The sequence below is a fragment of the Achromobacter sp. 10T422 genome (assembly GCF_056394065.1).
Genome location: NZ_JBFTHD010000002.1, coordinates 559,981 through 585,863 on the forward strand (window position 1 = coordinate 559,981; position 25,883 = coordinate 585,863).

At 63.0% G+C, this 25,883-nt stretch carries 21 protein-coding genes; 16 read left to right on the forward strand and 5 right to left on the reverse strand.

Annotated elements, in window-relative coordinates; all coding sequences use genetic code 11:
• Positions 1 to 82 precede the first annotated feature (82 nt).
• From AC1DB0_RS06705 to AC1DB0_RS06730, 6 genes are all read left to right on the forward strand, one after another.
• Positions 83 to 997: a LysR substrate-binding domain-containing protein gene (locus AC1DB0_RS06705; RefSeq protein ID WP_476757629.1), complete on the forward strand. Its 915-nt coding sequence runs from the start codon at positions 83 to 85 to the stop codon at positions 995 to 997.
• A 144-nt stretch (positions 998 to 1,141) separates the two neighbouring features.
• Positions 1,142 to 1,273, forward strand: coding sequence for an entericidin A/B family lipoprotein (locus AC1DB0_RS06710; protein WP_054423521.1), 132 nt, complete (start codon positions 1,142 to 1,144; stop codon positions 1,271 to 1,273).
• Between the two features lie 127 nt (positions 1,274 to 1,400).
• Complete coding sequence (locus tag AC1DB0_RS06715) at positions 1,401 to 1,832, forward strand: BPTD_2524 family lipoprotein (RefSeq protein ID WP_476758626.1); 432 nt, start codon at positions 1,401 to 1,403, stop codon at positions 1,830 to 1,832.
• Between the two features lie 3 nt (positions 1,833 to 1,835).
• Complete coding sequence (locus AC1DB0_RS06720) at positions 1,836 to 2,246, forward strand: hypothetical protein (RefSeq protein ID WP_054423519.1); 411 nt, start codon at positions 1,836 to 1,838, stop codon at positions 2,244 to 2,246.
• A 101-nt stretch (positions 2,247 to 2,347) separates the two neighbouring features.
• Positions 2,348 to 3,640, forward strand: coding sequence for an aspartate carbamoyltransferase (locus AC1DB0_RS06725; RefSeq protein ID WP_054423518.1), 1,293 nt, complete (start codon positions 2,348 to 2,350; stop codon positions 3,638 to 3,640).
• 293 nt (positions 3,641 to 3,933) lie between these two features.
• A complete protein-coding gene (locus AC1DB0_RS06730) occupies positions 3,934 to 5,355 on the forward strand; it encodes a diguanylate cyclase (protein WP_175169715.1) in 1,422 nt (473 codons plus the stop codon).
• Between the two features lie 87 nt (positions 5,356 to 5,442).
• Here AC1DB0_RS06730 and AC1DB0_RS06735 read toward each other — a convergent pair whose 3' ends face one another.
• Positions 5,443 to 6,342 (reverse strand): recombination-associated protein RdgC, encoded by a 900-nt coding sequence (locus AC1DB0_RS06735; RefSeq protein WP_175169716.1) that lies wholly within the window; start codon positions 6,340 to 6,342, stop codon positions 5,443 to 5,445.
• 150 nt (positions 6,343 to 6,492) lie between these two features.
• Here AC1DB0_RS06735 and AC1DB0_RS06740 point away from each other — a divergent pair, with 150 nt between their 5' ends.
• A complete protein-coding gene (locus AC1DB0_RS06740) occupies positions 6,493 to 6,702 on the forward strand; it encodes a hypothetical protein (protein ID WP_054423516.1) in 210 nt (69 codons plus the stop codon).
• Positions 6,703 to 7,234: 532 nt separating this feature from the next.
• Here the strand turns inward: AC1DB0_RS06740 and AC1DB0_RS06745 are convergent.
• The 3 genes from AC1DB0_RS06745 to AC1DB0_RS06755 all read right to left on the reverse strand — a co-directional run bounded on the left by AC1DB0_RS06745 (position 7,235) and on the right by AC1DB0_RS06755 (position 11,299).
• Complete coding sequence (locus tag AC1DB0_RS06745) at positions 7,235 to 8,896, reverse strand: MFS transporter (RefSeq protein WP_054423515.1); 1,662 nt, start codon at positions 8,894 to 8,896, stop codon at positions 7,235 to 7,237.
• A 221-nt stretch (positions 8,897 to 9,117) separates the two neighbouring features.
• A complete protein-coding gene (locus AC1DB0_RS06750; protein ID WP_156336667.1) occupies positions 9,118 to 10,494 on the reverse strand; it encodes a sensor histidine kinase in 1,377 nt (458 codons plus the stop codon).
• Positions 10,495 to 10,609: 115 nt separating this feature from the next.
• The gene (locus tag AC1DB0_RS06755) at positions 10,610 to 11,299 is read right to left on the reverse strand and encodes a response regulator transcription factor (RefSeq protein WP_006225021.1); all 690 of its coding nucleotides are present in this window, start codon (positions 11,297 to 11,299) and stop codon (positions 10,610 to 10,612) included.
• Between the two features lie 306 nt (positions 11,300 to 11,605).
• Here AC1DB0_RS06755 and recA point away from each other — a divergent pair, with 306 nt between their 5' ends.
• Both recA and recX read left to right on the forward strand, forming a co-directional pair.
• On the forward strand, positions 11,606 to 12,667 hold the full coding sequence (gene recA, locus AC1DB0_RS06760) for a recombinase RecA (protein ID WP_054423513.1): 1,062 nt from the start codon (positions 11,606 to 11,608) through the stop codon (positions 12,665 to 12,667).
• Positions 12,668 to 12,759: 92 nt separating this feature from the next.
• Entirely contained in the window at positions 12,760 to 13,524 is a 765-nt protein-coding gene (gene recX, locus AC1DB0_RS06765) for a recombination regulator RecX (protein ID WP_476757628.1), read from the forward strand.
• 47 nt (positions 13,525 to 13,571) lie between these two features.
• Here recX and AC1DB0_RS06770 read toward each other — a convergent pair whose 3' ends face one another.
• On the reverse strand, positions 13,572 to 14,489 hold the full coding sequence (locus AC1DB0_RS06770; protein ID WP_054423509.1) for a LysR family transcriptional regulator: 918 nt from the start codon (positions 14,487 to 14,489) through the stop codon (positions 13,572 to 13,574).
• A 151-nt stretch (positions 14,490 to 14,640) separates the two neighbouring features.
• Between AC1DB0_RS06770 and metE the strand changes: the two genes are divergently transcribed.
• The 7 genes from metE (at position 14,641) to AC1DB0_RS06805 (ending at position 25,805) form a co-directional block, all read left to right on the forward strand.
• A complete protein-coding gene (gene metE, locus AC1DB0_RS06775) occupies positions 14,641 to 16,938 on the forward strand; it encodes a 5-methyltetrahydropteroyltriglutamate--homocysteine S-methyltransferase (RefSeq protein WP_476757627.1) in 2,298 nt (765 codons plus the stop codon).
• Positions 16,939 to 17,073: 135 nt separating this feature from the next.
• Entirely contained in the window at positions 17,074 to 21,099 is a 4,026-nt protein-coding gene (locus AC1DB0_RS06780; protein WP_476757626.1) for a Pls/PosA family non-ribosomal peptide synthetase, read from the forward strand.
• Between the two features lie 135 nt (positions 21,100 to 21,234).
• On the forward strand, positions 21,235 to 21,837 hold the full coding sequence (locus AC1DB0_RS06785) for a DUF2889 domain-containing protein (RefSeq protein WP_175169766.1): 603 nt from the start codon (positions 21,235 to 21,237) through the stop codon (positions 21,835 to 21,837).
• A 10-nt stretch (positions 21,838 to 21,847) separates the two neighbouring features.
• A complete protein-coding gene (sucC, locus tag AC1DB0_RS06790) occupies positions 21,848 to 23,008 on the forward strand; it encodes an ADP-forming succinate--CoA ligase subunit beta (RefSeq protein ID WP_476757625.1) in 1,161 nt (386 codons plus the stop codon).
• A gap of 103 nt (positions 23,009 to 23,111) precedes the next feature.
• Positions 23,112 to 23,993, forward strand: coding sequence for a succinate--CoA ligase subunit alpha (gene sucD, locus AC1DB0_RS06795; protein ID WP_054423501.1), 882 nt, complete (start codon positions 23,112 to 23,114; stop codon positions 23,991 to 23,993).
• 283 nt (positions 23,994 to 24,276) lie between these two features.
• Positions 24,277 to 24,975, forward strand: a complete 699-nt coding sequence (locus AC1DB0_RS06800) for a TerC family protein (RefSeq protein ID WP_175169720.1) — start codon at positions 24,277 to 24,279, stop codon at positions 24,973 to 24,975.
• A gap of 110 nt (positions 24,976 to 25,085) precedes the next feature.
• Entirely contained in the window at positions 25,086 to 25,805 is a 720-nt protein-coding gene (locus AC1DB0_RS06805) for a TerC family protein (RefSeq protein WP_054424631.1), read from the forward strand.
• The last annotated feature ends 78 nt before the right edge of the window (positions 25,806 to 25,883 follow it).

A 25,883-nucleotide genomic window follows, 5' to 3' on the forward strand; every position in this document is an offset into this window, starting at 1 on the left:
GGTAATCTTGCTGTGTCACGCTCGCGTCGTAAAACGATGAATCGTCGATCATGAAGTTAGTTTTTCTAAACAAAGGTGCGTGATGGGAGCAGTGATGCCATTGCTGGCGCTGCGGGCGTTTGCGGAAGCCGGCCGTCTGGGCAGCTTCAAAGCGGCGGCGGCGCGCATGGGGGTGACGCCAGGCGCGGTCAGCCAGCAGATCCGGTTGCTTGAGGACCGTGTGGGCGCGCCCTTGTTTGTGCGGGAGCGCCATGGCGTGCACCTGACCGAAGCCGGTGCGCAAGCCCATCCCGGCTTGGTGCAAGCCTTCGAGCTGATCGAGAAATCGCTGACTCGGCTGGAATCCAGCGCAGCGCGCCGGACGTTGACCATCAGCACCGTGCCCGCGTTTGCCGCCAGCTGGCTGGTGCCGCGGCTGGGGCGATTTGCCGAGCTGCATCCCGGCATCGAAGTGCGGGTCGAGGCCACGTCCAAACTGGTCGACTTCCAGCGCGACCGGATCGACGTCGCCTTGCGCCATGGCCTGGGCGACTACCCGGGTCTGGCCGTCATGCCGCTGATGGCGCCGGTGATGCTGCCGGTGGCTAGCCCGGCGCTGTTGCGCGATGGGCCCGCGTTGCGCCAGCCGTCGGACTGCCTGCGCTATCCCTTGCTGCAGGACTCGGATCGCGCTGACTGGACGCTGTGGCTGCAAGCGCACGGCGTTCCGCCCGATGACGCCGCGCGGCGCGGCTCCAGCTTTGACGATGACTTGCTTTTGCTCAGGGCGGCGGCGGCCGGGCAGGGCATTGCGTTGGTGCCGCAAGACCACGCGCGGGACGACGTCGCGTCCGGCCGATTGCAGGTGGTGCTGCATTTGCCCTGGCCGATGCGCTTTGCCTATTACGCCGTCAGCCTGCCTGATGCGGCGCGGCGGCCCGATGTGCGCCGCTTCATCGATTGGCTGGCCGAAGAAGCGCAAGAACCCCAAGAGATCCAAGAGACCCCAGAGATCTGATGACGCCGGCGCAGCGGGCGGCGTGGTGTCGTCACAGCGGGATCACCGACCGCGTGCAGCCCCTCCGCCTCATCCGATTGATGCGCAATCCAGGGTCTTTGGGGTATGCTGACTTCGGTTTCCACGCCTAGACAGGAGATGTTTATGAAGAACAAAGTCGTTCTCGTCATGCTGCTTTCGATTGCCGCGCTTTCGGCGGGCTGCAACACCGTTGCGGGCGCTGGTAAAGATATCCAGCGTGGTGGCGAAAAGATCGAGGGCGCCGCGGAAAAGTAGTTGGTCCCCTCGGCCAATGTCAGGCTGGCTCAAGGCCACGCGCGAAATGTCCCAGGCATTTCCCGCGTGGCCTTTTTGCAGCCGCTGGCATAATCGCGGAAGTCCGAATTTCAATGCGGGAAGAATCATGAGCAAGTCAGTATGGGCAGGTGTGGCGTTGGCAGTGCTGTTGGCCGGCTGCGCAAGCAAAGGGGTCTACGAGGCCGATAGCGTGCGTAAAGAAACCTTCAGCGTCGACACCAACTATCAGGCCGCTTTCCGCCGCGGTGGTGAATATGTCCGCTCATGCCATGTGAATGTGCAGCACCCCTATGGCGTGGCCTACGCCTGGCGCCACAGCCTGGGCGAGAAGGGTGCGCCCGATGAGATCCAGCTGTACAAGGTGGGCGAGCCGGCCACTGTGCTTGAACTGATTTCCGCCGAAGCCGACGGCCCGGCCAAGTCCAAAGTCACGGTGACGGTACTGGGTAAAGGGCGCTGGKACGAGGCCGAAATCGCCGCCGCACGCGCGTCGATCCAAAGCGCCACGCCCGTGTGCCGCACCGGCAACGGCAGCTGACGCATGGACCCCCGCGCCCAGCAGATACGTTCTTCAGGCCTGTCGTTCTCGCTGCTTGCGGGCGCGTTTCGTTTCCTGGGATGGTTGAACGGGGGCGCGGCGCTGGCGCTGGTGGCGTTTTCGTTGGGCATTGTTGGCGGCGACATCGCCGCCCCTGATCTTCAATTACCCCTGGCCCTGTTCCTGGCGGGTCTCGTGGCTTCCTGCCTGGGTCTGCTGTTTGCCTACCTGGCGCAAGTGAGTTTGTTGCGTCAGGGCTACACGGGACACATGACGCGCGGCCACTGGCCAGCCCAACTGCTGGCGATGATCTGCTATCTGCTCGCGGCGCTGACATTCTGCGCGGCGTGCTGGTTCTCGCTGGGGCAGGCGGCGCATGATGCGCAGCAGATGACGTCGTACGCTAGCCGGTGAAAATAAGGGGTAAACCCCTATACGCAAAAGTGTTGGACTTGCACTTGCGTTGAGAATAATATGCGCGGTGCGTATATAAATCCTCTTTCTCGAGGCCCGTCATGACCATCTCCCAGCAAGCCTTCCTGCGCGACGCCATGCGCCGCCTGAACCTGACGCGCGACGTGTTCGCGACCCGGATCGGCGTCAAACGCCGCGCCCTGGACACCTGGCTGTTGCCCGAAGGCTCGCAGGAATTCCGCGCCATGCCGGAAGTGGTGCAGCGTTTTGTCAGCGAAATCGTGCAGAACGGGGTGCTGCTGGAAAAATATACGCAAAGCGTACAAGACGGCCCTCTGCGTGAGCGCATCGCCGTGGAAGGCAAGCATCAGCTGTTGTCGGTGGACCAATTCACGCGCGAGTCGGTTGAAGACCTGTTCCGCGTGGCCGACATGATGCAGCCCATCGCACGCCGCCAGAAGGTGTCGCGGGTGCTGGAAGGCGCGGTGTTGGGCAACCTGTTCTTCGAAGCCAGCACCCGTACCCGCGTCAGCTTCGGCTCGGCCTTCTGCCGTCTGGGCGGCTCGGTGTGCGACACCACGGGCTTCACGTTTTCGTCGATGGCCAAGGGCGAATCCATTTATGACACCAGCCGCGTCATGAGCGGCTACGTGGACGCCATGGTGATCCGCCATCCGGACCAAGGTTCCGTGGCTGAATTTGCACGCGCGACGAACATCCCGGTGGTCAACGGCGGTGACGGCCCCGGCGAGCACCCCAGCCAGGCCTTGCTGGACCTGTACACGATCCTGACCGAGTTCTCGCGCCTGGGTAAGTTGCTGGACGGCGCGCACATCGCCATGGTGGGCGACCTGAAGTACGGCCGTACCGTGCATTCGCTGATCAAGCTGATGGCGCTGTACAAGAACGTGAAGTTTTCGCTGGTGTCGCCCAAGGGTCTGGAGATGCCGAGCTACATCATCGAGCAGGCGAGCCGCAACGGCAACATCATCGAACAGAAGACGTCGCTGGCCGAAGGCCTGGCCGGCGCCGACGTGATCTACGCGACGCGCGTGCAGAAAGAGCGCTTCGCCAACGAAGAGAACGAAGGCTACACGCCCGACTTCCAGATCAGCCGCGCCATCATCGACGCGTATTGCAGCCCCGAAACCATCGTGATGCACCCGCTGCCGCGCGACAGCCGTCCGGGCGCCAATGACCTGAGCGTGGACCTGAACCACGATCCGCGTCTGGCCATCTTCCGCCAGACCGACAACGGTATCCCCATTCGCATGGCGATTTTCGCGGTGCTGTTGGGCGTGGAAGGCTTGGTGCAGCACTCGCTGCGCGATGTGACGTGGCAGCACCCGTCGCACGTGGGTCCGGATGACTCCGTGTTCCACGGTCTGGAATAAGTGGTGCCCTCAAAGTAAAGTGCCCCCGCGCTGCACTCGCCAGCAGCTCGCTGGCTGCCCCCCCGAGGGGGCTCGCCCCGCCTCGGGGCGGCCCGGCGGCGGGGCGCCCTGATCACGTGGCGTGACACGCAAGCCGGGGCAGCTCAAGCGCGCTGGTCAGCGCTACTGCGCCGACGTGACACGCAAGCCGCGTGCCCCTGGCGGCCTTTTTGTGCTTTTGAAGGATAATCCGCGCTGGTTTTCTGTCGCGTGTCGTTCCAAGACACGGGCGGCGATTTTAGGGCGGATGAGTTATGTCTTCGAGCAACAGCGCGATGCCGGTGTGGTCGGGTGGCGCCGGTCAGGCGTGCTACCTGAGCGCGTCAAACGCGCAGGCCTGGGAAGCGGTCTATCAATCGGTTGACGCCTACACGCGCGGCCAGGTCGCAGCGGTAGTGGGCGATAGCGCCAAAGAATTGGTGGACGCCTTCTATTCCACCTTGCTGGCGGATGTTGAGGCCGGGCCGCGTCTGTCGCACGAGATCGTTGCGACGCGCTTGCACAACGGCATGAAGTATTGGCTGAAGGGCCTGCTCTGTGTGCGCGATCAGGGTGATATCGTCGCGCTGATGGCCACGCAGAAAAAGGTGGGCGAAGTGCATGCGCGCGTGCATATTCCGATCCATCTGGTGATGGCCGGCGCCCGCGTTCTGAAAAACGAAATCTCGGCCCGTTTGCGCGCCAGCGATCTTGACGGCATGGCCGCGTCCATCGCTACCCAGTACGTCTGTAATCTGTTTGATCTGGCCATTGAGCAGATGAGCCGCGCCTTCATGCGCGACATCAACCGCGGCGCGCGCAATGACGAGGCGTATCGCTTGTTCGCCCTGGGGCAGAACATTTCCACTGAGCGCGAGCGCCAGCGCGCCGCCCTGTTGGAGTGGAGCCAGGCAGTGTTGATCGGCCTGCATTACCGCGCGCCGGAACAGGCGCTGCCCCGTTTGGCGGCGTCAGAATTCGGCCTGTGGCTGCAACACAAGGGCGGCGTGCTGTTCGAAAGCGCACCGGCCCTGCGCCAGATCACCGAAGCTGTGACGCGATTGGATGACGTGGTGCTGCCGCAGCTGATGATGGCCGAGGCCCAACGGCAGATGTCCTTGCCTGATCAGGTGCGTGAACTGCAAGAATTGGTGGCGCGCATTAAGCATTTGCTGAACGGCCTGTTCGACATGGTGGCCGAGATCGAAAGCGGCAGCGATCCGCTGACGAATGTGTTGAACCGCCGCTTCCTGCCTTCGGTGATCGGGCGCGAGATCGCAATCGCCAGCCGGCAAGAAAGCCGCTTTTCGGTGCTGCTGCTGGATATCGACCATTTCAAGGCCATCAACGACGCGCATGGGCATTCGGGTGGCGACCAGGTGTTGCGCCAGTTTGCCGAGGTGGTGCATCAGTCGTGCCGGTCCAGCGATTTCGTCTTCCGGTATGGCGGTGAAGAGTTCCTGGTGGTGCTGGTCGACACCGGCCAAGAGGCCGCGCTGGCTGCCGCTGAAAAGCTGGGCAACGAGATCCGCCGGCACGATTTCACGATTCCCGAAGTGGGGGCGTTGCGAATTACAGCGAGTATTGGCGTGGCGACCTTTGACGGGCACCCGGATTACGCCTATTTGATTGATCGCGCCGACAAGGCCTTGTATCGCGCCAAGCAGGCGGGGCGCGATCAGAGTGTAGCGGCTTGATAAGACGGCGATATTTGCGCGCCCGCCAATAAAAAGGCCGCTCTGTTCCAGAGCGGCCTGTCGCGTTCAGCGTGATGGCGTCAGCAATCAGATTTTCTTTTCGCCGCCCAGCGCGTCGACGAGCTCGGCCATCATCTTGGCCAGTTCGCCCGTCATCAGCATCATGTCGGAATCAAACTTTTCGTCGTCGTTCGTGGCGACGCCTTCGTTGCCTTCTTTCAGCACGTCCAGCGGCGACACGCGCTTCACATCCAGGCCTTCGGTCAGCACGAACGAGATGCGGTCGGCCCACGTCATGGCCAGGCGGGTGCACTGCTTGCCCGACTGGATGTGGCGGCGCACGTCGTCAGCGTCGATGGAGTGCTTCACGTAGCGGATGGCCGCGCCGCTTTCGCCGGACGAACGCAGCTCGGTGTCTTGGTCGATGGTGAAGTTCGACGGCGCTTCGTCTTCAGCCAGCCAGCCCGTCATGGCAGACGCGGGCGATTGCGCCACGTACAGGTTTTCCAGCGGGAAAGGGTCCACGCACTTGGCCAGCAGGCCAATGACTTCGTCAGCCTTGGCGGACGCGGCGGCGTCGATCACCAGCCAGTGATTCTGCGGGTCGATCCAGACGCGGGTGTCGCGGTACACGCTGAAGGCGCGCGGCAGGAGCTCGTCCGTGACGCGTTCCTTGATTTCCTTCATCTGCTTGCGGCCCGGCTTGTAGCCTTGCTGCTCTTCGATTTCCTGGGCGCGCGCCTTGGCGACCTGGTTCACGACCGTGCCCGGCAGCAGCTTTTTCTCGGCACGCAGCGACAGCAGGATCTGGCCGTTCACAACGTGGGCAAGCCCGCCGTTTTCGCGCGGCGGCACCCAGCCCAGGCTTTGCATTTCAAGGTTGTTGCCCGCTTGATAGGCGTGGCGCGCAAGCGTTTCTTCAAGCTGATCGCCAACGAGAGTCCACGGCGAGGAGAGGCGGTAAATCTTGAGGTTTTTGAACCACATGAGCGTCGGCCAAAAGGGTTGATTCTATACGACGCAGCCGGTTTGCCGAAGTGCGATAAACCGCAAGCGACAGACGACACGTTCTGTCACTGACACATTCCAGGCGATGCGTTAACTTCCGCGCACCCACATGGAATCGGAGAGGAATACATGAAAATCATTGGCGCCATCCTGATCGTCCTGGGCATCGCAGCCCTGGCCTACAAGGGCTTTAACTACAAGTCCGAAGAGACCGTTTTGCAGATCGGTTCGGTGAAGGCTACGGCCGAAACCGAGAAGTCGGTGCCGATCCCGACGTGGGCCGGCATTGCCGCCATCGTGGCGGGCGTGGTGGCCTTCGGCGTGGGCATGCGCCGCTGACCCGGCTGGCCGGCAAGTCCGGCGCGATGAACAGAAATGGCGGCCGCTACGCGGTCGCCATTTTTTTATTGGTGCGAAGGGCGGCGGCAGATGGCGCGCGCAAAAAAAAGCGGCCCGGCTCAATAAAGGCCGGGCCGGTACGGGAGCACACAATACCGCGTCATAAAAGGCTCGCGGGGAACGCGGTATCGGTGTCAGAACACTAGCCCTGCAATCGTCTGACAGGGGGATCAATCGTCAGCCGATCTGGCGCAAGGCCGTAATCTGAGGCGCCAGTCTAAGCGCGAGGGTCTGACATCGTCCTGAAAGTGGGGGGGATATTTTGGCAATAGGTAACGACCACCGCATCAGCACCCCAGTCTTCGCAAAAATAGCCTTTTTCCCGCCGGGCCGCCCCAAGGGAAAAAAGCCCCCTCGGGGGGCAGCAAGTGCGCAAAGCGCGCGCAGCGTGGGGGCACAAAAAAAAAGCTCCATAAGGAGCTTTTGAAAGGCCGGGCAGGCGCAGCAGTCCCACCCGGCGGGGGATGGCCGTTTATTCGTTGATGTCGTTGTCCTTGGATTCGCGCACGAACAGCGTGCCGATGACCAGGGTCATGACTGCAATGATGATCGGGTACCACAAGCCGTCGTAGATGTTGCCGGTGGCAGCCACGACCGCGAAGGCGACCGGGGGCAGGAAGCCGCCGAACCAGCCGTTACCGATGTGATACGGCAAGCTCATCGAGGTGTAGCGGATGCGGGTCGGGAACATCTCCACCAGCATGGCGGCGATGGGGCCGTAAACCATGGTCACGTACAGCACCAGGATCGCCAGCAGCACGACCACCATGACGTTGTTGCTTTGCGCCGGGTCCGCCTTGGCCGGGTAGCCGTGGCTGCGGATCGCTGTGGTCAGCGCCTTGTCCAGTTCAGCGGCCTTGGCCTTGAAGTCGGCGGGGGCCATGGCCTTGCCGTCAAACGAGGCGAACTCGTCGTTGCCGATCTTGACCTTGGCCAGCGAGCCTGCCGGCGCCGTTTCGTTCTTGTAGTTCACCGAGTTGCGGGCCATGAAGGACTTCACGACGTCGCAAGAGCTGGTGAACGCGGACGTGCCCACCGGGTTGAACTGGAACGAGCAGGTGCTGGGGTCGGCAATCACCGTGACCGGGGCCGTGGCCTGAGCCTTTTCCAGCGCCGGGTTGGCGAAGTGCGTGATGCCTTGGAAGATCGGGAAGTAGGTCGCGGCAGCGATCAGGCAGCCCGCCATGATGATGGGCTTGCGGCCGATCTTGTCCGACAGCGCGCCGAAGACCACGAAGAACGGGGTGCCGATCAAGAGCGCGATGGCGATCATGATGTTGGCGGTATTGGCGTCAACCTTCAGCGTCTGCGTCAGGAAGAACAGCGCGTAGAACTGGCCCGTGTACCAGACCACGGCCTGGCCGGCGGTCAGGCCCAGCAGCGCCAGGATCACGACCTTCAGGTTCTTCCACTGGCCGAACGATTCAGCGATCGGCGCCTTCGAACCCTTGCCTTCTTCCTTCATGCGCTTGAAGGTCGGCGATTCGCTCAGTTGCAGACGAATCCACACCGAGATGCCCAGCAGCACGACCGAGATCAGGAACGGAATGCGCCAGCCCCAGGCTTTGAAGTCGTCTTCGCCCATGACCGTGCGGATGCCCAGGATGACGAGCAGCGACAGGAACAGGCCCAGGGTAGCGGTGGTTTGAATCCACGAGGTGTAGAAACCACGGCGGCCGTGCGGAGCGTGTTCGGCGACGTACGTGGCCGCGCCACCGTATTCACCGCCCAGCGCCAGGCCCTGCAGCAAGCGCAGCACGATCAGGATGGCCGGAGCGGCCAGGCCGATGCTGGCGTAGCTGGGCAGCACGCCGACCAGGAACGTCGACAGGCCCATGATCACGATCGTGACCAGGAACGTGTATTTGCGGCCGACCAGATCGCCCAAACGGCCAAACACCAGGGCGCCGAAGGGGCGCACGGCGAAGCCCGCGGCGAACGCCAGCAGCGCGAAGATGAAGCCCGCGGTGGGGTTCACGCCCGAGAAAAAGTGTTGCGCGATGATGGCTGCGAGCGAGCCATATAGATAAAAGTCGTACCACTCGAAAACCGTGCCCAAAGACGACGCGAAGATGACGCGGCGTTCATCCTTGGTCATCGGGCGCGGTTCCGCGGAAGGACCGCGGCCTGCCATGGTTGTTGTGCTCATGATGTCTCCTCGTTTTTTTGGCCAGCGGTTGTCCGCCGTGCTGGGCCCTTTGCCGGCGAGCCGACATCGAGCTATACGCAACATTGAGGCGCGAGGCTGACGAGGTTCTGACGTAATCCTTACCTGAATCTTAAAATTGAAACATTGTGTAAGCGTTGCGCGCGGGGCTAGGGATAGTCCTTAGCCCGCTGCGGGCAGGGTTGCGCTCAGCTTTCCAGCAAATCCGGGTGGTCGGCGTACATCGGAAACACCACGCGGATGCGGGTGCCGGGCAGGTCCGAATGTGCGGTGGGATGGTCGCTGATCAGGACCGTGGCCTGATGCTTCTGCGCAATTTCGCGCACGATGGCCAGCCCCAGGCCGCTGCCGTCCGACGCCGTGCCCAGCACGCGGTAGAAGCGGTCGAATACGCGTTCGCGTTCTTCGGGGGGAATGCCCGGGCCAGAGTCTTCGACCTCCAGCACGGCTTCGTCGCCAACCCGCTGCACGCGCACGGTGATGTGGCCGCCGCGGGGGGTGTAGCGCAAGGCGTTGTCGACCAGGTTGTTCAGCAGCTCGGCAAGCAATAGCGGGTTGCCGCTGATCTCAACCGGGTCGTCCGACCCTTCGAAACCCAGATCGGTGGCAAGCGACAGCGCCTGGGGCACCCAGTGCATCGCTTGCTCGTAGGCGATGGCGTTGAGATCGGTGCGGGTCAATCCGATCGCACTGGGATTTTCCGCGCGCGCCAGCAACAGCAGCTGGTTGACCAGACGTGTGGCGCGTTCGGAACCCGTCACCAGCTGGCGCAGGCTGGACTGCATTTCTTCGGGGCTGGCATCGCGCAACGCCAGCTCGGCCTGCGTGCGCAAGCCGGCCAGGGGCGTCTTCAATTGATGCGCCGCGTCCGCCACGAAACGACGCTGCGCCTGCACGTTGGCGGACAAGCGGTCCAAGAGATCGTTCATGGCCGCCACCAGCGGCGCGATTTCCGACGGCGCGGCGCGCTCATCGATGGGCGAAAGATCATCAGGACGGCGCGCGCGCAGGCGCTGCTGCAACGCATTCAATGGCGCCACGCCGCGCGACAGCCCGAACCACACGAGCAGCACGGCAATCGGCAGCACCACAAACTGCGGAATGATCACGCCTTTGATGATGTCGTTGGCCAGCTGGGTGCGCTTCTCGACGGTCTCGGCCACGATCAGCAGCGCGGGCTGCGTGTTGGGCAGGTTCAGGTCCACCCACGTGAAGGCCAGCCGGATGCCGAAGCCGCGCATGGTGTCGTCTTCGTATTGGACCTCGCCGGGGCGGGGCTGGCCCACGGTGGCGGGCAGGGGCAACGCGCGGTCGCCGCCCAGGTATTCGCCGCGGCTGCCCAGCGCCAGCCAGAACACGCTGTCGGTTTCATCGGCGCGCAGCACATCGCGTGCAGGGTCCGTCATCTTGAGTACCGCGCGGCCGTCTTGCGCGTGAACCTGGCGCGTCAGCACATGCAGGTTATTGGCCAGCGCCCGGTCGTAAGGCACGTTGGCGATGTTCTGCGCGACCACATACGTGATGGCGACGCTCATGGGCCACAGCAGGAACAGCGGCGCGAGCATCCAGTCCAGGATTTCGCCCAGCAGCGAACGCTGGGGCGGCGCGAAGCTCGGGCCCTTGGACCCGGCTTGCATGATATCCAACGCTTCCTGATTGAGCGGCTCAGGTCCTGCAGGCTCAGCTGGCGAGGTACGCGGCACCCTGGTCCCGCTCCAGACAGTAGCCCAGGCCGCGCACGGTCACGATCTTCACGCCGCTGGGCTCCAGCTTCTTGCGCAGCCGGTGCACATAGACTTCGATAGCGTTGGTGCTGACTTCCTCACCCCATTCGCACAAGTGGTCCACCAGCTGCGTCTTGCTGACCATGCGGCCGCTGCGAGTCAGCAGAATTTCCAGCAGGCTGACTTCGCGCGCGGACAGGTCCAGCGTCTGGTCATCAACGATGGCCACGCGGCCCGTCTGGTCGAACAGCAGCCGGCCGTGCTTGATCATCGTGGCGCCGCCGCCCGCGCCGCGCCGGGTCAGGGCGCGCACGCGCGCTTCCAGCTCGGACAGCGCGAAAGGCTTGGCCATGTAATCGTCGGCGCCCAGGTCCAGGCCCTTGACGCGCTGCTCGATGCTGTCGGCAGCGGTCAGGATCAGAACGGGCAGGGCGGAGTTGCGGGCGCGCAGGCGGCGCAGCACTTCCAGCCCGGCCAGTTGCGGCAGGCCGAGATCCAGGATGAGCAGGTCAAAGGCTTGGGCCGCCAGGGCAGAATCGGCGGCCAGCCCGTCGCGCACGGCGTCCACGGCATAGCCGTTGTGGCGCAATGACCGGGATAGACCGTCGGCCAGAATGCTGTCGTCTTCAGCGATCAGAATACGCATGGGCTGCAAATGAAGGGGTCCCTGTGGCGCCGGCGCTTTGCGCGCTGGCCACCCCTCTATGGGGGGCTATCCGCCTTGTGGGCGGCCCGGCGGCGGAAAAGGGACGAAACGCCGGGGTCGGCTTCGATTCTGTCATAGGCGGCCGGGCTTGCCCACTCAGGGAATACGTGCAAAACTCTGGCACACTGGTTTTTTGTACAGTACAATCCGATGCCATAATCTGAACCTGATTCAAAACAGCAATGCTGCGGTTCAGGCCCCAGCCGCAACCACCAGATACCAGATACGTTACAGACAGGACATTACATGGACGACAAAACCTCCAAGGCCGCCGCTTCGGAAAAGGCCAAGGCGCTTGCCGCCGCGCTTTCGCAGATCGAAAAGCAGTTCGGCAAGGGCTCGATCATGCGCTACGGCGACAACGAGGTCTCGCACGACATCCAGGTGGTTTCCACGGGCTCGCTGGGTCTGGACATCGCTTTGGGCGTTGGCGGCCTGCCGCGCGGCCGTGTGGTCGAAATCTACGGCCCGGAATCGTCGGGCAAGACGACCCTCACGCTGCAAGTCATTGCTGAAATGCAGAAAATCGGCGGCACTTGCGCGTTCGTCGACGCGGAACACGCGCTGGACGTGCAATACGCCAACAAGCTGGGCGTGAACCTGACCGACCTGCTGATCTCGCAGCCGGACACGGGCGAACAGGCACTGGAAATCACCGATGCGCTGGTGCGTTCGGGTTCGGTTGACCTGATCGTCATCGACTCGGTCGCCGCGCTGGTGCCCAAGGCTGAAATCGAAGGCGAAATGGGCGACTCGCTGCCCGGCCTGCAAGCCCGTCTGATGAGCCAGGCGCTGCGCAAGCTGACCGCCACGATCAAGCGCACCAACTGCATGGTCATCTTCATCAACCAGATCCGCATGAAGATCGGCGTCATGTTCGGCAACCCCGAAACCACGACGGGCGGCAACGCGCTGAAGTTCTACGCCTCGGTGCGTCTGGACATCCGCCGCATTGGCTCCATCAAGAAGGGCGATGAAGTCGTTGGCAACGAAACCCGCGTCAAGGTTGTGAAGAACAAGGTCGCGCCGCCGTTCAAGCAGGCTGAATTCGACATCATGTACGGCGCCGGCATCTCGCGCGAAGGCGAAATCATTGACTTGGGCGTGGCCGCCAGCGTGGTGGACAAGTCCGGCGCGTGGTACAGCTACAACGGCAATCGCATTGGTCAGGGCAAGGACAATGTTCGCGAATACCTGAAAGAGCACAAGGAAATCGCGATCGAGATCGAGAACCGCGTTCGCGAGAACCAGGGCATCGTCAGCCGCGCCGCCGAATTCGTGCCCACGGCCGAAGACACCGCCGAATAACGCAATTCGGACGCCGCCAGCGCTTCGGCCTGGCGATATATGCGGCAGGCGCCACTACGGGCCTGCCGTTTTGCATAGAAAGCAGGAAGCGCATGAGCTGGAAATCGACTCCCGCGTCAGCCGACCGTCTTCGCGCCAAGTTGGATGACGAGTTTGAAACCGTCGCCAAGCCCCAGGGCTTGCGGCGCACTTCCGACGCGCGCCGCGAAAAAGAAGCTGCGGCGGCCGAAGACGCATCCGCCTCCGCGCCTGACGTATGGCAGCGCAGCTCGGAAACACGCAATGCGGCAACACGCGGCTCCGCGCGCGGCCGTGGCACGGCGCGTAACGACGCAAGAGCGGGCGTAGAGGTTGGACCAGAAACAGGATCGGACGCGAACGAAGGCGCCGCAGCCGCCGATGGCAAGCCCGAACGTAAGGGGCCGTCGCTGAAGATGCGCGCCGTGGGGTATTTGTCGCGGCGTGAACACGCCCGCGAAGAACTCGCCCGCAAGCTTGCCGCCTATGCCGACGACGCGGACGAGGTCGAAGCGGTGTTGGACGCGCTGGAAAAAGAAGGCTGGCTGTCCACCGAGCGCTTTGCGCAAAGCCTGGTGCATCGCCGCGCATCGCGCCAAGGCACGGCCCGCATCGTGCAGGAATTGCGCCAGCATGGGGTGGACGACAACCAGGTCGCCGAACTGCGCGACCAGCTTCGCGCCACGGAGTACGACCGCGCGCTGGAAGTCTGGAAGAAGCGCTTCGATGCCAAACCGGCCGACCGCGCCGCCTACGCCAAGCAAGCCCGCTTTCTGGCCAGCCGCGGCTTTGCGCACGACGTCATCCGCCGCATCTTGGGCGACAGCGACGAAGACTGATCCGGCCGCCTTGCGGTATTTGGCCTGCTTGCTTCAGCCTTCCCGCATCACTTCGCCGACTTGATGCCCGATAGCGTCTTGAAGCAGACGTCGCGCGTGATGGTCAGGAATTCATCGATGTACGACGTGTCGGTGTCTTCGCTGCGCACCGTGGCGTACAGCGTGCGCCATACCCCTTGCGGCCCCAGCCGGCACAGCCGCAACCAGCCTTGATTCATGTATTCCGTCAGCGCCCAGTTCGGCAGCGCCGCCACGCCGCGGTTGCTGGCAACCAGCTGCGCGATGATGGGCGTGAGTTCCGCCTTGCGGATGGCGGCGGGCTCAACATCCGCCGGGTCCAGGAAGGCGGTGAACACGTCCAGGCGCTGCTTGTCCACCGGATAGGTAATGAGCGTCTGATCGGCCAGTTGGTCCGGCATGATGAATTTGCTGCCAGCCAGCGGATTCGATTCCGACACGGCCAACACCAGCTCGTACTTGAACAGCGGCAGATATTCCACGGAATCCAGCGGCTGCGGGTCTGACGTGATCACCAGATCGAGGTCGCCGCGCACCAGGGCGGGCAGCGGCGCAAACGAGAAGGCCGCCGACAAGTCCAGCGCCACGTCCGGCCATTGCACGCGGAAAGCGTCTAGCGCCGGCATCAACCATTGGAAGCAGGAATGGCAATCAATGGCCAGATGCAGGCGCCCCGTGCGCCCCGCGGCCAGACGCTGCAATTCGCGTTCGGTGGCGCGAATGCGCGGCAACACCTCGTCCGCCAGCGCCAGCACGCGCAAACCGGCAGTGGTCAAGCGGGCGGGGCGGGTACGGCGGTTCAATAGCGGCGTACCCAGGCGGGTTTCCAGGTCGCGCAACTGATGCGACAGGGCGGATTGGGTCAGGTGCAGGCGCTCGGCGGCTTCTTGCAGGCTGCCGCCTTCGCGGATGGCGGTCAGCGTTTCAAGATGGCGAATTTCTAGCATGGGGCGGGGAGTGGCTCAGGGGCGGACTGGATGAGGAATTATTGTATGAGATTTCCTCATCTTATAAATGTAGACATTGATTTTGATTCATATAAGTTAGCCTGCACAATAGCCATCACTTGAACAAAATTTGTCTTACGGTGGCATTGTCATGACGACTATTCATAATCTTGGGTTCCCTCGCATTGGCGCGCAGCGCGAACTCAAGCGCGCGGTGGAAGCGTATTGGGCTGGCAAGCAGACCGTTGAAGCGCTGGAAGAAACCGGCCGTGAACTGCGCGCCAAACACTGGAAACGGCAAGCCGCCGCCGGCCTCAAATTCGTGCCCGTGGGCGACTTCGCCTGGTACGACCAGATTCTGGAATGGTCCACGCTGCTGGGCGCCGTGCCGGCCCGCTTCGGCCAGAAGAACAGCGAGCCGGTCTCGCTGGACACGCTGTTTCGCATGGGCCGTGGCCGCGCGCCCACGGGCAAGCCCGCCGCCGCTTGCGAAATGACCAAGTGGTTCGACACCAACTATCACTACATCGTGCCGGAACTGGTTCCGGGCCAGACCTTCCGCATCGCCCGTGAATCGCTGTTTCAGCAGGTGCAGGAAGCGCACGCGCTGGGCCACGCCGCCAAGCCCGTGATCCCGGGTCCGTTGACCTGGCTGTACCTGGGCAAGGGCGACGCCTTTGCCGGCGGCGCTGCCGACGCAGGCAAGCTGCAATTGCTGGCTGCGTTGCTGCCGGTGTACCAAGACGTGCTGGCCCGCTTCGCCAAACAGGGCGTGCAATGGGTGCAGATCGACGAACCGATCCTGGCGCTGGACCTGCCAGAAGCCTGGCGCGATGCGTTCAAGCAGGTCTACGGCACGCTGGCCGCCAGCCCCGTCAAGCTGTTGGTCGCCACCTACTTCGACGGCTTGAAAGACAACCTGGCCACCGCGCAAGCGCTGCCGGTAGCAGGCTTGCACGTGGATCTGGTTCGCGCGCCGGAGCAACTGGCTGACGTCGTGGCCGGCCTGCGTGCGGGCCAGGTGTTGTCCGCCGGCATCATCAACGGCCGCAACATCTGGCGTACCGACCTGGACGCCGCCATCGCCACGCTCGCGCCGGTCAAGCAGCAACTGGGCGATCGCCTGTGGTTGGCGCCGTCGTGCTCGTTGTTGCACGTGCCGGTGGACCTGGCCAACGAAACCGAACTGGATGGTGAACTGATCAGCTGGCTGTCGTTCGCCGCGCAAAAGCTCGAAGAACTGAGCCTGCTGGGCCGCGCGCTGGAAAGCGCAACCGAGCCGTCCCTGCAAGATGGCCTGATCAGGCAGCGCGCCGCCTTGGCCGCCCGCCGAGCGTCGCGCCGTATTCACAACCCGGTGGTGGGCCGCCGCATGGCCGCCGCCGAGTCGGTGTCGCGCGACCGTGCGCCGTTTGCCGGCCGTATTGCGCGCCAGCAAGAACAGTTGGGCTTGCCCGCTTACCCGACCACCACCATCGGCTCCTTCCCGCAGACGGCGGAAATTCGTGCGCTGCGTCGCGACTGGAAGGTCGGCGCGCTGACGGATTCCGGTTATGAGTCCGCCATTCGCAAGGAAATTGAGGAAGTCATCCGCTTCCAGGAAAAGGTGGGCCTGGACGTGCTGGTGCACGGCGAACCCGAACGCAACGACATGGTGGAATACTTCGGCGAGTTGCTGGCCGGCTTCGCGTTCACCAAGCATGGCTGGGTGCAAAGCTATGGCTCGCGTTGCGTTAAACCGCCGATCATCTTTGGCGATGTGGCGCGCCCCGCGCCGATGACGGTGGGCTGGTCGTCGTACGCGCAGTCGCTCACTGACAAACCGGTCAAGGGTATGTTGACCGGACCCGTGACGATTCTGCAGTGGTCGTTCGTGCGTGACGATCAGCCGCGTGAACAGACGTGCCGCCAATTGGCGCTGGCGTTGCGCGATGAAGTCGTGGACTTGGAGAAGGCGGGCATCAACGTCATCCAGATCGACGAACCCGCCATCCGCGAAGGCCTGCCGCTGCGCCGTGCCGATTGGAAGGCGTATCTGGATTGGGCGGTGGACTGCTTCCGCTTGTCGACCGCTGGCGTGCGCGACGAAACGCAGATTCACACCCACATGTGCTATTCGGAATTCAACGACATCATCGAATCGATTGCGGCGATGGATGCCGACGTGATCACGATTGAAACGTCACGTTCCAACATGGAGCTGCTCAAGGCGTTTGAAGACTTCGATTACCCGAACGACATTGGCCCGGGCGTGTACGACATTCACTCGCCCAACGTGCCGGACGTGGATTGGATGGTGGGCTTGATGCAAAAGGCGGCTGCCCGCCTGCCCAAGGAACGGCTGTGGGTGAATCCTGACTGCGGTCTGAAAACGCGCGCCTGGCCGGAAACCGAAGCCGCGTTGATCGGCATGGTGCAAGCGGCTCGCGCGTTGCGCCAGTCTGCATAAAAGGGCTTCATCAAAAGCCCTCGTGGTGTGCAAGCGATGCCCATCACGAGGGCTTTTTTTATTGAAGTCTTGAACGAATTCTTGCGGCGCCGGTCCATAAGCAAAAATCCTCACAGCCGGATTGTTGCCGTTCCTATGATTCTCCAAGGCCCTTATCGGCCAGATCTGCTTCGCGCGGAAACGCTGCCCGATATTCTGGAAGCCACGATCCTGCGGCATCCCGCCGCCATCGCCATTCACTGGCTGGATCAATCCCTCACCTACGACACGCTTGGCGCACGCGCCGACGTGGCCGCGCACCATCTGATCGAAGCCGGCGTGCGGCCTGGCGATATCGTGGGCCTGTGTTTGCCGCGCGGCGCCGACCTGTTGGTGATGCAAGCGGCCATCGCCAAGGCCGGGGCCGCCTGGCTGCCGTTTGAATCTGACACGCCGCCTGACCGCATGCTTGTCTGTTTGCAAGACGCGGGCGCGAATGGGTTGATTGCGGGCGCGGAAGTCCGGTTAGACGGAATGATCACGTGGACGACGTGGGCGCTGTCGGCGCCTGCGGACGGCCCATTGCGCAAGCGGGAAGGGCTGTTGCCCGAGCATCCCGCTTACGTCATCTACACGTCCGGCTCCACGGGCAAGCCCAAGGGCGTGCCCATCAGCCAGGCCAGCATCTGCCATTTTCTTCGTAGCGAAAATGAAGTGCTGGGCGTGCGCCATGGCGACAAGGTCTACCAGGGGTTCTCGGTGGCCTTCGACATGTCGTTCGAAGAGATATGGATCAGCTACCTGGTGGGCGCGAGTTTGTGGGTGGCGCCCAAGATGTTGACGACGGACCCCGAGGGCCTGCCCGACGCGCTGGTGCGCGAAGGCGTCACGGTGCTGCACGCGGTGCCGACGCTGCTGGCGCTGTTCGCGCACGACGTGCCCTGCCTGCGCATTGTGAATCTGGGCGGCGAAGTGTGCCCGGACTTTCTGGTGCCGCGCTGGGCCACGCCTGGCCGGCGCTTGTTCAACACTTACGGGCCGACGGAAACGACGGTGTCGGCCAGCTTGGCCGAATTGCTGCCGGGCCAGCCCGTCACGATCGGCACGCCGTTGCCCAATTACGGCATGTTGATCCGTGGCGACGATGGCGCGGTGCTGCCGCAAGGGCAGGTGGGCGAGCTCTGTATTACCGGCCCTGGCGTCGCGGGCGGCTACCTGGGCCGTCCCGAACTCACTGCCGACAAGTTTCTGGCCAACCCCCGGCCCAGCGGCGAGCACGACACGCGCATGTACCGCAGTGGCGACCTTGCCCGCATCGACGAGCAGGGGCAGATCCAGTGCCTGGGCCGCAGCGACGATCAGGTCAAGGTGCGTGGCTTTCGCGTTGAGTTGGGCGAGATCGAAGCCGCGCTGTACCGGCAGCCCGGCGTGGGCGCGGCGGCAGTCGTCTTGCGCGACCTTGCTGGCATCGAGCAACTGGTGGCCTTTCTGAAACCGGAAGGCGAGGCCCGGCTGGATCTCCACACATTGCGTGCAGCGCTGGCGCAGGAGCTGCCGGCCTACATGATTCCCGCCCGCTTTGAACGCGTGAGCGACGTGCCGCGGTTGACCTCGGGCAAGATCGACCGCAAGACGCTGAAGGCGCAACCATTAGAGACGGTGTCCGCGCCCAGTGGCGAAGACGACGAACCCGTCACGCCGGGCGAGCGGGCATTGTTCGACGCGCTGCGCCCGCTGTTCCCCGGACAGCCGCTGCGGCTGGCCAGCGATTTCTTTCGCGACCTGGGCGGCCATTCCCTGTTGGCCGCGCGGCTGGTGTCGTCGCTGCGCAAGCATCCGCATTTTTCCGCACTGACGATGCACGAGCTTTATCAGCATCCCGGTGTGGGAGCGTTGGCGGCGCGCCTGGATGCGCTGGCTGTGGCCAGCACGCCGGACCGCGTCAACGAGTCAGCCAGCCGGCAAGGCGGTCAACACGGTGACGCGCAAGGCGGGGGCGCCTGCCCACCCGATGCCGCCATCGAACGCGCGCCTGAATGGCGGCGCTGGACTTGCGGCTTGGCGCAGTTGGCCGCGTTGCCGCTGTTGATCGGCGTGCGCATGCTGATCTGGCTGACGCCGTTTTTCACGTATCACTACTGGACGGGCGACGAGGGCGATTCGGTCTGGCGCGCGGTGGCGATGTCGATCGCCGCCTATCTGGCTTGCAACCTGTTGAGCTTCGGCGTCGCTGTCGCGTGCAAGTGGGGCATTCTGGGCCGGCTCAAACCGGGCCGTTATCCGCTGTATGGCTGGCTGTTTTACCGGTGGTGGCTGGTAGACCGTGTGCTGGATATTCCGCCGGCGCATCTGCTGGCGGGTTCGCCATTGCAAGTCTGGTATTTGCGCGCACTGGGCGCACGCATCGGCCGCAATGCCGCCATCAGCCGGGTTTCCGTTCGCGCGCCCGACCTCTTGACGATAGGCGATGGCGTCAGCGTTGGCGCCGCCGTCAACCTGGAGAATTTCTCGGTGAAGGGCGGCGTGTGGGACGTGGCGCCGATCACGCTGGCCGACAACGCCTATGTGGGTTCGTATGCGGTGCTGCAAGGCGATGTGTCGATGGGCGAGGGCGCGCGGCTGGAAGGCTTGTCGTCATTGGCATCGGGCGCGCGCGTGCCGGCCGGGCAGGTCTGGACCGGCGCGCCGGCCAAGCATGACCCTGTCGCGCGGGCGGCTGATCTGCCGCCGCGGCCCGAGCGTGCGAGCCGCTGGCGCCGGCTGGATGTGCTGGCCTACGCCACGGGCGGGACGCTGATCGCCGCCTTGTTCTTCATGCCGGTGTTCCCGAGCTTTGTGCTGATTGATTGGATCGATGCGCGCTGGCTCGACCTGATGAGCGCCCGCACGCCCTGGCCTTACGCCTTTCTTTGCTATCTGCTGTTGGCGTTGCCCGCCAGCGCGTTGCTGTTGTTCTTGACGGTGCTGGTCTCGGCCATGCTGCGCTGGGCGCTGCTGCCCCGGCTGTCGAGCGGGCGCTGGCCGGTGTACGGGCAGATCTACCTGCGCCGCTGGCTRACCAACCAGATCCAGGAATCCAGCCTGAGCGTGCTGCACGGCCTGTATGCGTCCATCTACGCTGGCACTTGGTATCGGCTGCTGGGCGCGAAGGTGGGCCGCGGCACTGAAATTTCCACGGCGATGGGCATCGTGCCCGACATGCTGACGCTTGGCCGCGACAGCTTCATTGCCGACGGCGTCATGCTGGGCGACGAAGAAATCGACCGGGGCTGGATGACGATGCGGCCCACCATCATCGGCAACCGTAGCTTCGTTGGCAACGGCGCGTATGTGCCCGATGGCTCGGTGCTGCCCGACGATGTGCTGATCGGCGTGCAGAGCCGTGCGCCCTCAAACGCCCGCATGGCCAGCGGGCAGACGTGGCTGGGCAATCCGCCGCTGGCCTTGCCCGCGCGCGAGCAGACGGCGGGCTTCCCGGCGCATCTGACGTTCCGGCCCAGCTTCGCCCGCAAGATCGCCCGGGGCGCGGTGGAAGGCATGCGCATGATCTTGCCGCTGGCGGTCGTGATTGCAGTGGGCTATCTGACGGTGATGAAAGTGATCCCGATCGCCGTGGCCCAAGGCTTTCTGGGCGCGTTCGATGAACTGATGCTGGCGGGCGTGCTCTACGGCATTGGCACTTTCCTGTTCCTGGTGCTCTTGAAGTGGGCCCTGGTGGGCCGCTACCAGCCGCGCGCCGAACCGATGTGGACGCCGTTTGTCTGGAAAAGCGAAGCCGTCACCAGCTTGTACGAGTCGATCGCCGTGCCGAACTTCTTCAACTTCCTGCGGGCGACGCCCTGGCTGCCGCTGGCCCTGCGCTGCATGGGCGCGCGGATCGGCAAGCGCGTCTTCATGGACACCACCGACATCACCGAATACGACTGCGTGTCGATCGGCGACGACGCGGTGCTGCACGCAGGCTCTGGCCCGCAGACCCATCTGTTCGAGGACCGCGTCATGAAGATCGGCCAGGTTCGGATCGGCAATGGCGTCAATGTTGGGCCGCGCAGCACCATCCTGTATGACACCCACGTCGAGGACGGGGCGCGGCTGGGGCCGCTGACGCTGGTGCTCAAGGGGGAAAGCATCCCGGCAGGGCAGGCCTGGATGGGCAGTCCGGCCACACCGTGGACGGCATGATCGCCTGCGCCGACGTTGCGTCCCCTTGCAGGCGGCTCCATCAAGACGGTTGATCGCGGGCCGCCTGCGCTATACTTTGAAGGTTTTGTTGCCGCGCACCATGCGCAGGCCATCTTCGCCCCGCAGGCCCCCAGCATGCCCTTGCCACCGCCGGATTACCCTCGCCAACCTCTGCACACGCGTTCCATACGCGTGCAGTCGTATGCGCGCGAAGACGGCAACTGGGATCTGGAAGCCGAGCTGATCGACGTCAAGGCGTACGATTTCCCCAAGAGCGACGGCGAGATGTTCAAGGCCGGGCAGCCCATTCACCATATGCATCTGCGCATCACCATCGACGAGAACTACTCGATCCTGGCGGCGCAGGCTGTCTATGATGCGGCCCCTTACGGTCGTCATTGCATGGCCATCGAGCCGGCTTACACTGATTTGATCGGCATGAATCTGCTTAAGGGATTCCGCCGCCAGGTCAAGGAGCGGTTCGGGCATGTAGAGGGCTGTACGCACATGACCGAGCTGTCGCAGGTGCTTCCCACCGCGGCGGTCCAGACCATGGCTAACCGCCGGCGGCAGGAAACCAACCCGAACCGGCGTCCATTCCAATTGGATGGCTGTCATGCGCTAAGCACCGACGGCCCGGTGGTGGCTGAGCACTATCCCAAGTGGTACACCGGGGGTAGCGCTGAGGCATCGGCCGATTCGTCCTCCGATTCACCTTCTCTTTCTCATACGTCCTGACAGGTAACACATGAAAATCCACGAGTATCAAGGCAAGGAACTGCTGAAGCAATTTGGCATCCCGGTGCCGCGCGGGATTCCCGCTCTTTCCGTCGACGAGGCCGTGGCTGCCGCTGAAAAGCTGGGTGGACCGGTGTGGGTCGTCAAGGCACAAATCCACGCGGGTGGCCGCGGCAAGGGCGGTGGCGTCAAGCTGGCGCGCTCGCTGGACGACGTCCGCAAGCTGGCCTCGGAAATCCTGGGCATGCAGCTGATCACGCACCAGACTGGCCCGGAAGGCCAGAAGGTTCGCCGCCTGTACATCGAAGACGGCGCCGACATCCAGAAGGAATACTACGTGTCGCTGGTCACTGACCGCGCCACGCAAAAGGTTGCCTTCATCGCTTCCAGCGAAGGCGGCATGGACATCGAGGAAGTGGCTCACTCCACTCCCGAAAAGATCATCACCGAATACATCGACCCGCTGACCGGCCTGTCCGCTGAGCAAGCCACCAAGATCGCCAACGCGATCGGCCTGCCCGCCGACTCCACCGCCCAATCCGTGGACGTTTTCCAGAAGCTGTATCAGTGCTACATGGAAACCGACGCGTCGCTGGTTGAAATCAATCCGCTGAACCGCGACGGCAAGGGCAACATCATCGCCCTGGACGCCAAGTTCAACTTTGACCCCAACGCCCTGTTCCGTCACCCGGAAATCGTCGCCTACCGCGACCTGGACGAAGAAGATCCCGCTGAAATCGAAGCCAGCAAGTTCGACCTGGCCTACATCCAGCTCGACGGCAACATCGGCTGCCTGGTGAACGGCGCCGGTCTGGCCATGGCCACGATGGACACCATCAAGCTGTTCGGCGGCGAGCCGGCCAACTTCCTGGACGTCGGCGGCGGCGCTACGGCCGAGAAGGTCACCGAAGCGTTCAAGATCATGCTCGCGAACAAGAGCGTGAAGGCCATTCTGGTCAACATCTTCGGCGGCATCATGCGCTGCGACGTCATCGCCGAAGGCGTGATCGCTGCTTGCAAGGCCGTCAACCTGAACGTGCCGCTGGTCGTGCGCATGAAGGGCACCAACGAAGAACTCGGCAAGAAGATGCTGGCCGACTCCGGTCTGCCGATCATCAGCGCTGACACGATGGCCGAAGCGGCCACCCGCGTCGTAGCCGCCGTCAAGTAAATATGCCCCCTCGCCGCGCCCCGTTGTGGCTTGCTGCCCCCCAAGGGGGCGCTTTCCACCTTGGGACGGCTCGGCGGTAAAAGAAATTGCCAAGGATTCACAAATGTCGATTCTGATCAACAAGGACACCAAAGTCATCACCCAGGGCATCACGGGCAAGACGGGCCAGTTCCACACCCGTATGTGCCGTGAGTATGCCAATGGCAAAGCCGCCTTCGTGGCCGGCGTGAACCCCAAGAAGGCGGGTGAAGACTTCGAAGGCGTGCCGATTTTCGCTACGGTGAAAGACGCCAAGGCTGACACCGGCGCGACCGTGTCCGTCATTTACGTGCCGCCGGCTGGCGCCGCTGCTGCGATCTGGGAAGCTGTTGAAGCCGAACTGGATCTGGTGATCTGCATCACCGAAGGCATCCCCGTCCGCGACATGCTGGAAGTGAAGAACCGCATGAAGGCCAAGGGCAGCAAGACGCTGCTGCTGGGCCCGAACTGCCCGGGTCTGATCACGCCGGACGAAATCAAGATCGGCATCATGCCCGGTCACATCCACCGCAAGGGCCGCATCGGCATCGTCAGCCGTTCGGGCACCTTGACGTACGAAGCCGTGGCGCAAGTCACCGAGCTGGGCCTGGGTCAATCCAGCGCCGTCGGCATCGGTGGTGACCCCATCAACGGCCTGAAGCACGTCGACGTCCTGAAGATGTTCAATGACGATCCCGACACCGACGCCGTCATCATGATCGGCGAAATCGGCGGTCCGGACGAAGTCAACGCCGCTGAGTGGGCGAAGGACAACATGAAGAAGCCGGTCGTCGGCTTCATCGCTGGTGTCACCGCTCCTCCTGGAAAGCGCATGGGCCACGCTGGCGCCCTGATCTCCGGTGGCGCCGACACGGCCGACGCCAAGCTGGAAGTCATGGAAGCTTGCGGCATCCGCACCACGCGCAACCCCTCCGAAATGGGCAAGCTGCTCAAGTCGGTGCTGTAAGTCTTTCAGCATTGCGCAAAAAAGCCCGCTTCGGCGGGCTTTTTTTTTGCGTGCTTGTGACACGGCAGGCAGAAATTTCTACGGCTTTCCTAGGGAAATCCCGTGTCCATAACGCGGTCGTCAAAACATACGGAAAGCTGAACGAAACTATAATGAAAGAAATTTCGCACGTACCCAGCAAGAATGCCGTCGGGCTCGCACCAAGACGGTCAGTACGATTTTCGTTTTCATCATCCATTCATTTGGTTTGTCCTAGGGGGATCATCACCTGGGAAAGAGAGGCATGGAACTTAGTTCAGCGGCATTCTGGATAGCGTTGCTCCAGATCATTTGGGTCAACATTCTGCTATCAGGCGACAACGCCGTGGTTATTGCGCTGGCAGCGCGTTCGTTGCCGCCGGCGCAACAGAAGAAAGCGATCACGATCGGCTCCGCCGCCGCGATCATCATGCGTATCGTGCTGACCTTGGTGGCGGCCAAGCTGTTGCTGCTGCCGTATTTGAAGCTGATCGGCGCGCTGCTCCTGGTCTACATCGGCGTGACGCTGCTGTTGCCGGAAGGCGAAGACGACGGCGCGGGCAAGACGCAAGGTAATCTGCTGACCGCAATTCGCACTATCATGATTGCCGACCTGGTCATGAGCCTGGACAACGTGGTGGCGGTTGCCGCTGCGGCGATGGGCGACACGACCTTGCTGGTTTTGGGCCTGGCCATCAGCATCCCCTTGGTCATCTTCGGCAGCACGCTGCTTCTGAAGGTCATCGAGCGCTTCCCGGTCATTGTCTGGGTCGGAGCTGCGTTGTTGGGCTTTATTGCAGGTGAATTGCTGGTGGGAGATCCCGCCTTGCAGGAACCGGTGGCGCGTATTGACGCGGCATTGGGTGTGACTCACCACACGTTCGAGCTCATGACGGGCGTGCTCGGCGCACTGCTGGTGCTGGCAATTGGTAAAGTTTTGCTGATGCGCCAGAAAGCTGAATGAAAGCTGAATTACAATAATTAGTTGTTCGAATGATCCTGCCGCGCATGGCGCGGCAGGATGGCCGGCTCGGGACCGGCCTTTCTTTTCATAAATGCCTTCGGGGGTTAAAAGTGCTTGAGTTTTTCCAGACGCTGAGTTGGGCAGCGGTATTCCAGATCATCCTCATCGATATCCTGCTCGGCGGCGACAACGCTGTGGTCATCGCGCTGGCTTGTCGCAACCTGGCGCCCAAGCAGCGCATGCAGGGCATCCTGTGGGGCACCGCAGGCGCCATCATTCTGCGTGTCGTGCTGATTGCTTTCGCGCTGACGCTCCTGTCGATTCCGTTCCTGAAGGTCGTTGGCGGCCTGCTGCTGGTCTGGATCGGCGTCAAGCTCCTGATCCCCGAAGACGATGCGCATGGCAACGTGAAGGGGGGAACCTCCATCGCCGCGGCCATCAAAACCATCATCATTGCTGACTTCGTGATGAGCCTGGACAACGTGATCGCTATCGCCGGCGCGGCCCAGAACGCCCACGCCGACCATCAGATCGGTCTGGTCGCCTTTGGCCTGATCGTCAGTGTGCCGATCATCATCTGGGGCAGCACGCTGGTTCTGAAGCTGATCGACAAGTACCCGCTGGTGATTACGCTGGGCGCTGCGCTGTTGGGCTGGATCGCCGGTGGCATGCTGATTACCGATGTGGTTGTCGAACGTCAATTCGGTGTTCAGCCCACTACGGTTAAAATCGGTGCAGAAATTATTGGCGCCTTGCTCGTTGTTGTCCTTGGACGGTGGCTGGCAAGCCGCAAAACCGCTTCCAAGGAATCAGCACATGAGTCTGCGTAGATCCGTCGATCCCCAGCAATCCGAATCGGGCCTGAGCCTCCTTCAGGGCCTTTTCGTCCTGGCCATCCTCGGGATAGT